This window comes from Thermodesulfobacteriota bacterium (genome assembly GCA_040755095.1).
Taxonomy (GTDB): domain Bacteria; phylum Desulfobacterota; class Desulfobulbia; order Desulfobulbales; family JBFMBH01; genus JBFMBH01.
In genome coordinates this window covers 22,446-35,088 of sequence record JBFMBH010000001.1, presented here as the reverse complement: position 1 = coordinate 35,088, position 12,643 = coordinate 22,446, and the positions used below count along the sequence as shown (strand labels likewise).

Here is a 12,643-nt window from a genome sequence, read left to right as displayed (position 1 = left end):
CACTCCGGGCGCACGGCATCCTATTTGCCCACCTTGACCACCACGGTATCCAGGACCAGATCCTCGTCCATCCGGCTGTTCATGGTGGTGTCCACCAGGAAGTAGAAGACATAGCCCCCTGGCGGCAGGCCGGTGGTCTGGAGGAGTGGCGTGTGGGCATGGCGGTCGGTGAGCGGCCCCTGGTAGCTGAAGGCCGCCCGTTGGCTCCAGAGCTGCCGGGCCTGGTCGTAGAAGAACCAGCCCCAGGGGGAGCGGAGGGCCAGCACCCAGTCGGAGCCCTGGCCCAGGGCCTCGCCGGCCGCCAGGCCGTAGGAGAGCCGCAGGGGCTCGCCCCGGCGCAGCACCAGCGGGCCGTCGCTGTCGTTGGCCTTGAGATCCGGCAGCGGCGCCGGCAGGGGCGCCAGCACTGGGAAGACGATGTCGTCCAGCCAGGCGCTGGCCGTCTCGGCCCCGCCCGCCCGCCGGTACTCCCAGCGGCAGAGATGGCTGCCAGCGGCCAGCGCAATCTGGGCCTGCCGCCAGTCCTGATCCCCGGACCAGGCCCCCTTCTCCACCCCGTCCACCAGGAGGCGCAGCTGGTCGCTGCCGGTGGCGTCCGTCATCCGCAGCCAGAAGGAAAGGGGACCGGGCTCCAGCATCTGCAGCCGGACCTCGAGATAGGCCATGGCATGCGGCTCCAGCCCCGTCGGCGCCTGGGCGGCATAGCGGCCCCGGTGCGGCCCCTGCTCCTGGAGCAGCCAGGGGGCGGCGCCGCCGGTGAGCCACGGGAAGGTCCGCCAGTCCCCGGACTCGAAGGTCTCGCTGCGCAGGGCGGGCAGGAAATGGGCGCCGGCGGCCCGCCGGCCGGTCATGGTCAGGACACAGGTTGGCGCACCGCCCGTACAGTCGCCACTCCAGCCAGCGAAGAGCTGGCCGGCTGCCGGGCTGGCGGTGAGGGCCACGGCGCTGCCCTGGGCGAACTCCGCCACGCAGTCGGTGGGGCAGTCGATGCCCCAGAGCTGGCTGGCCACCGTGCCCTCGCCCTCGACGCTGACGGTCAGCTCCTGCCAGACGACGGTGGCCAGGAAGGAGGCCTCGATGACGTGGTCCTCCCGGAGATCGGCAAAGAGATAGCGGTCCCGGGCACCTTGCGAGACGCCGTCCACCACCACGTCGGCGATGGCGTAGCCCGGGTCGGCAACGATGGCGAAGGCCTGGTCGCCGCCCTCGGTGACGCTCACCGTGCCCGCCGGGGTGATGCGGCCGTGGTCGCCGGCGCTGGCCCGGATGACCACGGTGGACAGGGGCACAAAGGTCGCCTCCACGGAGTGGTCGGCGACGATGTCGGCCAGGCGGTAGCTGCTGACCGGCCCCTGATCGACGCCGTCCACCAAAAGGGCCGCCACCTTGTAGCCAGGATCGGGGCTGATGGTGAAGTTCAGCTCGCCGCCGTGGGCCACCGGCAGGACGCCGGCCGGGCTCAGCCGACCGTGGCCAAGGGCCACCGCCGCCACCTGGTAGAGCCGGGGGGCGAAGGTGGCGGTCAGGGCGTGGTCGGCCCGCACCGCCGGCAGGGTGTAGCAAGAGGCCGCCAGGCCGGTGACGCCGGCCACCGGCACGCCGTCCAGCTCCAGGCTGGCGATGGCATGGCCCTCGTCCGCGGTCAGCAGGAAGGGCTGGTCGTCGCCGTCCAGCACCGTGATGGCGCCCGCCGGCATCAGGCTGCCGCCGCCCACCGCGGTGGCGGTGACGGTGTGGACGCTGCCCGGCAGGCCGAACACCTGCACCCCTTCGGCATCGGCCACGAAGAGGCGGCCGGACCGGGGCCCGACGCCGATATCGAGGGGGGTGGCCAGGGGCAGGGCCGGATCGAACACCGCGCCCTGGCCCATGCCCAGGGCATCGAACAGCTGCACCACGTTCTGGTAGGCATCCACCACCAGGAGGTCACCGTCCCCGGCCATGGCCAGGCCCACCGGCTTGACCAACTGGCCGGTGCCGACGCCGAAGCTGCCCAGGCGGCGCAGGAAGCGCCCCTGGTTGTCGAACACCTGCAGCCGGGCGCCCTGGTGGTTCCCCATGGGGGAGCTGACCAGGGGCAGATCGGCGACGATGATCTCCTGGCGGGCCTCGTCGATGGTGATGGCGGTGGGGTAGCTGAGCTGGCCGTCGCCGCTGCCCGGGCTGCCGAACACCAGCAGCCGGCTGCCGCCCGGGGCATAGACCAGGATTCTTCCGGCCAGCGCGTCGGCGACGAAGATGCGGCCGCTGGCGGCCACGGCGATGGCCAGGGGCCGCTTGACCTCGCCAGCGCCCTGGCCGAGCTGGCGCTGGGGCGCAAGCTCGGGGGAATAGACGGTGACGCTCTCGGTGCCGCTGGCGCCGACCAGGATGCTGCCGTCCGGCGCCACCGCGACGCTGCTCGGCCGGGCCAGTCCGGACAGGACCCGCAGCCGGCTGCCGTCCCGGCCGTAGACGGTGAGGCGGCCGGGGTCGGCCTCCACCACATAGAGATTCTCGTCGCCGTCCACCGCCAGGGCGGTGGGCATGGCCACCACCAGCCGGCCCAGGCGCTGGTAGTCGGCGCCAGCCGCGACCGGCGGCAGCAGACAAGCAAGGCCAAGGAGGACAACCAGCGGGAGTGGAAACCAGAAGGCCTTCATGGGCATGCCCTCGTCTCAGGCTTGAGCACGGCGCAAACGGTGCGGCCGGGGGTTGTTATTTCCCGGGGAGTCCCGTCGACTGCCGACGGGACCCCCCGGGTGGCGGGCAGGGGGCGGTCCCCAGGCCCGAAAGGGCGCCCGGATGGGGGCCAGCTGCTGGCGTCGGGACCAGCTCCCCAGGACGAAGGGAACCACGTGGTCCCAGCAGCCGCGGACGTCGATCGTACCGGGCAGAAGCCGGGCCTCTCTCCCCGCATTCCTGGCCATGTTTCCAGGGTAGAAGATGTCTGTCTTGGCAACAAGACAGACTCTTCTTCCACCAGGCTGCCTTTTTGGTGAACCCATTTCACGGGCTGGCGGTCGTGCTGGGAGCCAGGAGGGCGGGCCTCCGGGACTGGCAGACCCATCGGCGGCGTGGTAAAAGGGATACCAAACAGGGGCGGCTGCCGCTGTCCCGAGCCAAGGGAGGGAGACAGACATGGACACCATCGGTTTTGTGGGCGGAGGCCGCATGGCCAGCGCCCTGATCCGGGGCATCCTCACCGCCAATCTCAAGGCCAAGGACCAGATCCTGGTGGCGGATCCGGATCTGGAGCGCCGGGAGATCCTGGCCCGGGATTTCGGGGTATCGGTGGCTGCGGACGGCCGGGCCATCCTGGACTGGGCCGGGATTATTGTCCTGGCCGTGAAGCCGCAAGTGATGGCTCCGGTGTTGGCCGGGCTGGCCTCGGGCCTGTCCGGTCGCCATCTGGTGATCTCCATCGCCGCCGGCATCCCCATCGCCTATCTGGAGCAGTGCCTGGCCGGCTGTGGCTGCCGTCTGGTGCGGGTCATGCCCAACACCCCGGCCCTGGTGCTGAGCGGCGCCTCGGCCGTGGCCGCCGGGCGTTCGGCCTCCGAGGAGGATCTCTCCACCGTGCTCACCCTGTTCCGGGCGGTGGGGCAGGCGGTGGTGGTGGAGGAGCGCCTCATGGATGCGGTCACCGGGCTGTCCGGCTCAGGACCCGCCTATGTGCTCCGCATCATCGAGGCCCTGATCGATGCCGGGGTGCGGGAGGGACTGCCGAGGGAGGTAGCCCGCACCCTGGTGCTGCAGACGGTAACCGGCAGCACCAGGCTTCTGGCCGAGACAGGCCAGCACCCCGCGGCGTTGCGGGACATGGTCACCTCGCCGGGCGGCACCACCATGGCCGGCCTGGCGGTGATGGAGAGGGCCGGCCTGGCCGGCCTGCTCATGGACGCGGTGGCGGCAGCCACCGACCGCTCCCGGGAGCTGGGGAGCCACCTGGCCGCCGGCGTCTGAAGACCTGGCCCCATGGCCGTCTCGTCCATTGGCATTATCACCAAGAAGGGGGCGCCGGAGCCACGCCAGCTGGCAGCCGAGCTGGCCGATTGGCTGCGGCGGCGCGGGCTGTCGGTGGCCGTGGATCGGATCCCGGCCGACACCGATCTTCTGGTCATCCTGGGGGGAGATGGCACCCTGCTCCACGCCGCAGGGATGGCCAGCCAGCTGGATATCCCGGTGGTGGGCATCAACCTCGGCGGCCTGGGCTTCCTGACCGAGGTGGGGGCAGGCGAGGTCTACGACGTTCTGGAGCAGATTCTGGCCGGCCGGGCAACGATCCGGAAACGGATGATGCTCCAGGCCCGCCTGTCCTCGACCGCTGCCACCACCGGCTGGCAGACCGCCCTCAACGAGGTGGCCATCAGCAAGGCCCATGTGGACCGGCTGGTCAGTCTGTCCACCTGGTCCGACGACGAGTATCTCACCACCTACAAGGCCGACGGCCTGATCTTCGCGACCCCCACCGGCTCCACCGCCTACAACCTGTCCGCCGGCGGCCCCATCGTCCATCCCGGCTTCGACAGCATCGTCGTCACCCCCATCTGCCCCTTCATGCTGGAAAGCCGGCCCCTGCTCCTGCCGCCCGGCGTCCGGCTGGTCACCCGCATGGCCGGGCCGGCCCAGGACGTACGGGTGATCGTCGACGGCCGCTTCGCCTGGTCCATGGGGGAAGAGGATCGCCTGGAGATCCAGGCCTCCCCCCGGCCCTTGCAGCTCATCGGCTCACCCAGTCTGACCTACTTTGAGATCCTCCGGGGCAAGCTCAACTGGGGCGGCCGGCCCGCCGCCGCCAGCTGAAGACGCCCCTGCCCTCCCCAGGTGCATGGTCTCGTCAGTCCAGGGGGGCGAAAAGGTCATCATCCTCGGCATCGACGGGTGAGGGCGCAGGCTGGCTGGATTCAGGGGGGGAGACGGACACCTGCGCCATAAAGTTCCGTTCCAAATGCGACAGGAAGGCCAAGCGCCGTTTCAAGAAGCCGTCATGGTCACCGGCCTCCAGAAGGGGGAGGGAGTCCGGCTCGATGGCGTGGCTTTCCAGAACCCGGTTTTGGACCCGGGGATCCAGGTTCAGAAGCCAGTTTTTGGCCTGCCCAGAGCGGGCTGGGTCAACATCGAGAATCCGGTTGGCAGGACTCCGGCGGAGATCGCCGTCGCTGACGGAGGCGCACACGGTGGCCATTGCCCCCGGCCCGCGCTGCAGCAGCAGGCTGGCGGCACCATCCAGGCCCAGCGGAGACCCGTCTGGCCTCAAGGGCTCTCTCGCCAGCAGTACGCACACCAGCGCCCGCAGTCGGGATGGCCCGGGGGGTAACCGTCTGCCCTCGTTGCCACAAAGCTTGGGTCTCCGGGGACCCGAGCTCTTCCACCAGGATCTCCAGCAGCACTCCATCCGCCTCCCGATCCTCGACCAGCACCAGCAAGGGAGCATGGGCCAGCTTGTCCGCGACCCGCGCCTCGGTGATATTCCGGACCTGGACGGCCGCCGCGTGCGGACCCCTGGATGGCGGCTGCTTTCGGGGAGGGACCGCCACCGCTTTGGTCAGAATCTTGCGCCGTACCATCCGGGCGGAGTTGTACCATTGCGAGGTCTCAAGCAGGTCAGCATCCGGGACTTCCACACGGTGGACCTCCTCGGCTATCCGGTCGACCAGGCGATCAATGAGCCCAAGCAGCTCATCATCGCCATTCAGGGCGGTCGCTGCCAGGATGAACCTCACGGATGGTCCCCGTGCCCACTGCGTGCACGTTGCGCCCGGCGGATAGCGGCGACCTCGACGAAGTCTTCCTCGAATACCCCTGAAGGCCACCAATCGACCTCACCGTCAGCGGTGAGGCCGACCGCTTTGAGCTGGCTGCCCTCGTCCGTCATCTCGACAAAATAGAGCGCCACCTGCTCAGGGCGAATCTTGCCTTCGGCCACCCGACGCTGCACCCGCAGAAGGATGGGCTCGGAGCTGGTCTCCACGAGCAGTTGGCCGGGCCCCATGATGGCTGTGTCGATGAACAGGTCGGCGAGAGGGGCTTGTGCCGCGGCATGGAGGTGCAGCTCAGGCTGCTCGACGACATCCAAGAATGGCATGGAGGCATGTCGCTGGCGCCACAGCTGATGGACGACCACCGGCAGCACCTGTTGGACGCCTTCTCCCCCCTGGGCCAGATTGGTCTCCAGGGTGCTGCTGCGGCGGAGGCCCAGGCTGAAGCTGTCCGGGTCCTTTTTTAGCAACAAACGCCAGCCATCCATGTGCGCGGAGAACCAGGAGCCCACCTGGTCAGCCAGCTCACCATCCTGGCGCAACAACTGGGGAGCTTCAACACCACGGAGGCCGAGTCGGCCCAATACCTGCTCATTGGCATAGGCAGACAGCACCGAAGCGCGGGTGGGGCCAAGATGGATCATTTCGCCGAGCACGGCCCCTGCTGCCTTCCGCCAGGTATTCCACCGGGCACGCGGGGGCAGGAGGCCCTTGAAGATCGTTCCCGTTCCATGGGCTTCACCCGGTCCAGCCATGTCAAGGCTCTCTGGGGCGTGCATCTGATACGACCACACCTGGGGGGGCTCGTCAGCGGCGAGAGCGCTGCGGCTGAAGAGAGTGACTGTCAGGTCAAGGGGCAGGTCCCCATGGGAGGCAAGGATTCGAAACACAGGGCGTCGAAAGAAGGCGCCGCCGTGGACCAAATCAAGGAAACCGCTTCCGTAGCGCATGCCGCGGACCTCGACGGGCAACACCCTGCCGTCATCGCACTCCAGACCTCCAAGGAGGAGGCGTGGCAGACGGATGGCCGCGCTCTTGCCGCTGTTGTTCTTGCCGAGCACAAGCGTCAAGGGGGCGAGCCGCAGACGTTGGAACTGAGCGTCCGTGCCATCCCCACCATAGGCCTTGTAGCCCTGAAACCAGATCTCGTGGATTTTCATCTGCCGCCAGCTCTGATACTCAAGATCCGATCCCGATTCCGATAGCGACCCCGACCCCGAGAAGGCCCCGGCGGTAGGCGGCCTACTCCTCACCCTGTTCCAGCGAGGCGGCCAGGGCCTCCTTTTCCCGGGCCATGGCCTCCCGGCCGGCCTCGATGGCGGAGGCCAGGGTCCGCTTCTTCTCGTCCAGATATTCCCGGCCCTGGGCCACCAGCTCCTGGCCCCGGGCCTTGACCTCCTCGCTCTGGGCCAAGGTCTCTTTGCTGCGGGACAGAAGATCCTCCCCGCAGCGGCACAGATCCTGATGCAGATCGCAGGCCTTGTCGGCCAGCTCGTCCCGCAGGCGGGCCAGGCGTTGCCGGGTCTCGCGGCCGGTGGCCGGGGCCAGCAAAAGGGCCAGGCCAGCCCCCAGGGCGGCGCCGGCGACGAACCAGGGAAAGCGGCTGGAGCGATGGGAAGAAGACACGGACATGGCAACCTCCGGCAAGGGGAAGGAGGGGGAAAGGGGCTGGCGGCGCCAGGGTGGCTCAGCGGTCTTTGCCCCGGCGGAGCGCGGCGGCAAAGGCGCGCCAGCCGGCCACCAGGCCCCCGACCTGGGGTGCGACCGCAGCCAGGGCGTTCAGGAGCACGGCGCTGGTGCGCTCCAGGCGGTCGGCGGTGGCGGTAGCCCGGCCCAACAGTTGGTCGGTCTTGTCCAGACCCTGGCGGCAGCGACCGGCCAGGTCGTGGATCTCGTGGTCCAGGCTGGCCAGGCGCTGGCCCAGGGGAAGAAGGTCCTGGCTCAGGCGACTGGCCAGCCGCTCCACCGCCCCGGCCGCCCGGCCCAGGCGCAAAAAGGCGGGGACGGCGGCGATGGCCAACGCCAGTCCGGACAGGGCCAGGATGCCCAAGAAGAAGTCGCTGACAGTCATGGAGCCGCCTCCGGGGCCATTGGTGGACCCAGCGGCAATCTACCTGACAGATCGGCCGGGGTTCAAGGCTTTTCGGGGCGGGGCGCGGGAGGGGCAGGCGGGCGGCGGCGAGGGCCGGCAGCCTGCCAGATCATCAGCGCAGGGGATCAGTAGCGGCCGAATTCCTTGTCGTCCAGGGCGATCACCTCGCTGGGCTTGACGGCCTTGCCAGCCTTGCGGGGGCCGGGCAGGGCGTGGGCGGCCCGGGCCGGGGTGCTGCCCCAGCCGGTGCCGCCGCCGCTGGCCATGGCCGGGGCGGCGGTCATGCCGGCGGCCAGCATGCCGGCCCCGGCCTCGGTGCGCAGCCGGAAGCGCCGCAAGAGCTCCCGGAGCTGGTTGGCCTGGCTGGACAGCTCCTCGGCAGCGGAGGCGGACTCCTCGGCGTTGGCGGTGTTCTGCTGGGTGACCTCGTCGATCTGGCCCAGGCCCTCGTTGATCTGGGAGATGCCCTGGGCCTGCTCGTTGGAGGCGGCGGCGATCTCACCCACCAGGTCGGCCACCTTGGTGACCCCGCTCACGATCTCGTTGAGTGCCTGGGCGGTGTCGTTGGCGATGCGGGTGCCGTTTTCGGTCTTGGCCACCGAGCCCTCGATAAGCTCGGCGGTCTCCCGGGCTGCCTTGGCCGAGCGGGCGGCGAGATTCCTCACCTCCTCGGCCACTACGGCAAAGCCCTTGCCGTGGCGGCCGGCCCGGGCCGCCTCCACCGCCGCGTTCAAGGCCAGCAGATTGGTCTGGAAGGCGATCTCGTCGATCACCTTGATGATCTTCGAGATGTTGCGGCCAGCCTCGCTGATCGCGCCCATGGCCTGCACCATCTCCTGCATCTGATGGTTGCCCCGCTCGGCGGCGTCCCGGGCCTGGCTGGACAGCTGGTTGGCCTGGTTGGCGTTCTCGGCGTTTTGCTTGGTCTGGGAGCCCATCTCGGTCATGGAGCTGGTGATCTCCTCCAGGGAAGAGGCCTGCTCGGTGGCGCCCTGGGACAGGGCCTGGGAGGCGTTGGACACCTGGCCCGCCGCCGAGCTGACCTGCTCGCCGGTGACCGCGATGTGGCCCATGATCTGGTTGAGGTCGTCGCCGGTCTTCCTGAGGGCGCCCCGCAGGGCGTCCCGGTCGTCCTTGGGCTGGATCTGGAAGGTGAGGTCGCCGGCGGCCAGCTTCTGCATGGCATCCACCACCTCTTTTTGCAGGGAGTCGGCAAAGGCGTCCATGGTGGCCGCCATCTGGCCGATCTCGTCGCCCCGCTCCAGGCGCAGCCGGTCGTCGAGATGGCCCTTTTCCATCTCGGCGATCATCTTCACCACCTTGGCAATGGGCCGGGTGATGGAGCTGGTGATGAAGAAGGCCACAGCAATTCCCACCACCAGGGCGATGAGGAGGCCAACGTAGAGGGTGGTGGTGGCGCTGGCCAGGGATGCGACCGCCTCGTCGGTCTTGCCGGTGGTGCCTTCCATCCCCGCCAGAGCCATGGCCTCGGCGGCCTCCAGCACCCTGGCCGCCGCCTCGTTGCGCTTCTGGCCCAGGCTGTCCAGGGCCTTCCAGGTGGCCATCAGGCTGGTCATTGCCTGGCGGTACTGCTCGGCCGCGGCGCGGACCTCTTTCAGCTGCTGGATGTTCTCGGCGGAGCGGGTGATCGGGGCCAGGGCGGCCAGCTTCTCCTCGATCCTGGGGAAGGCAGTCATGGCCTCCTCGATGCCCTTGAGCTGGCGGGTGGCCTGGCTCTGCCAGTTGGCCAGCCGCACGCCGTTGCCGAGATCGATGATGTCGTTGACCCAGGTGATCTTGTCCAGCCGCTCCAGGAGCTTGGCGTGCTCCTTGCCCTCGCTGATGTCCTTGGCCATCTTCTCGTTCTGGTTGGTCAGAAAGTCGTAGCAGCCGTCCATGAAGGCCTTGGCAACGGTGCCCATCCGGGCCCGCTCTTCGGTCATCCTGTCGTTGGCGGCGACCGTCTCCTGGACCAGTCCCTCGTACTCCTTGAGGCTGCCCTCGATCCGCTCCAGCTGGCTCTTGAGCTTGACGAGATGCACGGCTCCGGTCACCAGCTCACCGGCATCGCCGATGTGCTTGTGCAGCTCGGCCAGGGACTCCCGGGCCTCCTTGAGAAAGGCCTCGTCATCGGTGAAGCCGTAGCCCCGCATGGCGTACATCGCGGCCCGGGAGGTGCGCTCGATGTCGTTGGCCTCTTCCACCTCCGGCACATACTCGTTCTGGATCTGGTCGACCAGGTTGTCGACGCTGCCCATCTGGACAATGGCCACCCCGCCGAGGATGCCCGCGATGAGCACCAGGGCGCCAAATCCCAGACCGATCTTCATGCCAAGCTTCATCTGCATCGCTCAGGTCTCCTTGTCGAAGGAATGACGGTCCCGGAGGCGCCAGGCCTCAGGCGGCTTCCGTGGCGGCGCTGATCTGGGCCAGCTCCTCTTCGTAGAGCAGCTTGTTGACGTCCAGGAGGATCTTCACCTCCTGGCCCATCTTGCCCATGCCCTGGATGAACCGGCTGCCGGCGCCTTTGCTCGTGCGGGGCGGCGGCTCCACCTGCTCGGCCGGGATGTCGGCCACCTCCCGCACCTCGTCCACCACCAGGCCGACCGTGGTGTCGTTGATGTTGACGACGATGATGCAGGTGCGGTCGTCGTATGGCCGGGTGGCCAGGCGGAAGCGGGTGCGTACATCCATGACCGGGATCACCTTGCCCCGGAGGTTGATCACCCCCTTGACAAAGTCCGGCATGTCCGGCAGCTCGGTGATGCGCTGGATGCCGATGATCTCGGTGACGTACCGGATCTCGATGCCGTAGTCCTCGCCGGCCAGGTGGAAGGTGAGGTATTTGTCTTTCTGGGTATCCTCCTCGTCCTCGTCATAGAGATCGTCGTCCAACCCCACTGCCTGTTTGTCTTTGGCCATCGTTTCTCCTCCTGAAGTTGAACCGCGGTTCGGGAATGGGCTTGGCCATTTGGTCGTCAAGGGAAGGCCCGGGTCTGACCGGTCTGACCCGGCGCACCTGTCGGACGCGCCCGACCCGACCACGGCCCCCTGCGGAGCTATCCGGTCTGCCGCAGGGCCAGGAGCGCTGCGCCGGCCACGGTGACCGCAAACGGCTCATCCTCGGCCACAAAGTGGCAGGTGCAGGCCGGGGGCCCTGGCAGGGCCGGGGGGCCGCTGCCGGCTTCCGGCAGGCCGAGGCGGAAGACCTCGCCCGGGGGCAGGATGTCGGCCAGAAAGCGGCCGGCGATGGTGTTGAGGATCTCGGCCAAGAGATCGTTCTCCTGGGCCGGTCCGATCTCGCCCATGACCGGACCGTAGACCGTGGCGGCCAGGCCGGCCAGAAGATCCGGGCTCATGGCCAGGCAAAGCTCGCCGGCCGCCGGCTCCCGCACCGGCAGGCGGGTCCAGGGCCAGTCGGCGGCCGGCGGCGGCGCCTCGCCGGGGGCTTGCGGCAGCACCTCGGTGAAGGCCAGGTTCTCGATGGTGGCGGTGACCGCCTGGATCATCCCTTCCTGCCAGGAGGCGCATTCAGGGGCCATGATCGTCCTCCGTTGCCGGTACGAGGTGGGCCAAGGCCTTCATAAGGCCGGCTGGGGTGATGGGCTTGGCCAGGACCGCCAGGGCGCCCCGGGCGGTCAACTCCGCCTCTTTGGCCGGATTGCCCGCCGAGGTGATGACCAGGACCGGCACGGAGCACAGCTTCGGGTTGGCCTTCATCCATTTGAGCAGGGTCTCGCCGTCCATGAGCGGCATGGTCAGGTCGGTGACCAGAAGATCCACCGGCAGCTCGCGGATGCAGGCCAGGGCCTCCTGGCCGTTGGCCAGCTCGACGAATTCCGCCTCTGCCAAGCCGATGATCGCCAGGCAGCGGCGAACAAACATGCGGGCGGTGGCCGAATCGTCGACAATGGCGATCCGCATCATGGCAGGTCTCCTTGGCCGGGCCGGAGCGAGGCGGCGATGGCCCGGTACTCCTCCTGGATAGCCAGAAACAGCTGGGAGAGCTCCTGGGCCGACAACCGGACATGCCGGGGATACTCCGGATCCAGGGGATAGTGGAGGCTGTCGGCCCCGGTGCCGATGCCGGCCATCATGGCCAGTTGGTCGGCCAGGTGCACGGTGTAGGCCAGGGTGCGGATTCCGGGGGCGGCCGCAGCCGGCCGGTGGTGGCCGCCGATCACCGAGGGCAGCGGCTCGGGCAGCTGCCAGTGGCCGGCCAGATCCTGGCCGACCGCGCTGTGGCTCACGCCGGTAGCCGCGGCCTCCAGGGCGCAGAAGTCCGGGGCCGGCTGGCCCGAAAGCGCAGCCAGGCCGGCCAGGACCTCGGGTCCTGCCGCGGTAAGGAAATCGGACAGCACCGCCTTGCCGATGTCGTGCAGCAGGCCGGCGGTGAAGGCCAGGTCCGGGTCGACTGCTTCTGTCGTGTGGCTGGCCAGGGATCGGGCCGCCAGGGCGGTGAAGAGGTCGTGGCGCCACAGATCGCCCCGCTGGCCCTGGTAGCCGGTCAGGGGGCTGGCAAAGACCGAGTCTGCCGCCTTGGACAGGGCGATGCCCACCACCAGGCTCTCCCCGACCAGGGCCAGGGCCCGCTCGACGCTGGTCACCGCGGCCGGCCGGCCAAAGGCCGCCGAGTTGACCACCCGGAGCACCTGGGCGGTGAGGATGGCGTCGGTCTCGATGATCCGGAGCACATCCCGGGGGGCGTGGCGCGGATCGCCAGTGACCTTGAGCAGCTGGCCGGCCTGCACCGACAAAAGCGGCACCCGGCGTACCGCGGCCAGGATCTCGTCCACCCTTTCGCCTCCGT

General features: G+C 69.0%; 11 protein-coding genes. 2 read left to right on the top strand and 9 right to left on the bottom strand.

What is annotated here, in order from left to right; genetic code table 11:
• Positions 1–20: 20 nt before the first annotated feature.
• Positions 21–2,642, bottom strand: a complete 2,622-nt coding sequence (locus tag AB1634_00120; protein ID MEW6217922.1) for a hypothetical protein — start codon at positions 2,640–2,642, stop codon at positions 21–23.
• Positions 2,643–3,120: 478 nt separating this feature from the next.
• Between AB1634_00120 and proC the strand changes: the two genes are divergently transcribed.
• Both proC and AB1634_00110 read left to right on the top strand, forming a co-directional pair.
• A complete protein-coding gene (gene proC, locus AB1634_00115; protein ID MEW6217921.1) occupies positions 3,121–3,945 on the top strand; it encodes a pyrroline-5-carboxylate reductase in 825 nt (274 codons plus the stop codon).
• 12 nt (positions 3,946–3,957) lie between these two features.
• Complete coding sequence (locus tag AB1634_00110; protein ID MEW6217920.1) at positions 3,958–4,785, top strand: NAD(+)/NADH kinase; 828 nt, start codon at positions 3,958–3,960, stop codon at positions 4,783–4,785.
• A 916-nt stretch (positions 4,786–5,701) separates the two neighbouring features.
• Here the strand turns inward: AB1634_00110 and AB1634_00105 are convergent.
• The 8 genes from AB1634_00105 to AB1634_00070 form a co-directional block, all read right to left on the bottom strand.
• Positions 5,702–6,901: a hypothetical protein gene (locus AB1634_00105; protein ID MEW6217919.1), complete on the bottom strand. Its 1,200-nt coding sequence runs from the start codon at positions 6,899–6,901 to the stop codon at positions 5,702–5,704.
• An 82-nt stretch (positions 6,902–6,983) separates the two neighbouring features.
• Positions 6,984–7,373 (bottom strand): YtxH domain-containing protein, encoded by a 390-nt coding sequence (locus AB1634_00100; GenBank protein ID MEW6217918.1) that lies wholly within the window; start codon positions 7,371–7,373, stop codon positions 6,984–6,986.
• Between the two features lie 55 nt (positions 7,374–7,428).
• Positions 7,429–7,812, bottom strand: a complete 384-nt coding sequence (locus AB1634_00095; GenBank protein ID MEW6217917.1) for a DUF948 domain-containing protein — start codon at positions 7,810–7,812, stop codon at positions 7,429–7,431.
• 146 nt (positions 7,813–7,958) lie between these two features.
• A complete protein-coding gene (locus tag AB1634_00090; protein ID MEW6217916.1) occupies positions 7,959–10,181 on the bottom strand; it encodes a methyl-accepting chemotaxis protein in 2,223 nt (740 codons plus the stop codon).
• Between the two features lie 49 nt (positions 10,182–10,230).
• Positions 10,231–10,755, bottom strand: coding sequence for a chemotaxis protein CheW (locus tag AB1634_00085; GenBank protein ID MEW6217915.1), 525 nt, complete (start codon positions 10,753–10,755; stop codon positions 10,231–10,233).
• A 137-nt stretch (positions 10,756–10,892) separates the two neighbouring features.
• Positions 10,893–11,375, bottom strand: coding sequence for a chemotaxis protein CheX (locus tag AB1634_00080; GenBank protein ID MEW6217914.1), 483 nt, complete (start codon positions 11,373–11,375; stop codon positions 10,893–10,895).
• Positions 11,365–11,760, bottom strand: coding sequence for a response regulator (locus AB1634_00075; GenBank protein MEW6217913.1), 396 nt, complete (start codon positions 11,758–11,760; stop codon positions 11,365–11,367). The genes AB1634_00080 and AB1634_00075 overlap by 11 nt, the downstream gene beginning before the upstream one ends.
• Positions 11,757–12,629, bottom strand: a complete 873-nt coding sequence (locus tag AB1634_00070) for an HDOD domain-containing protein (protein MEW6217912.1) — start codon at positions 12,627–12,629, stop codon at positions 11,757–11,759. Before AB1634_00070 ends, AB1634_00075 begins: the two co-directional genes overlap by 4 nt.
• Between the last annotated feature and the right edge of the window lie 14 nt (positions 12,630–12,643).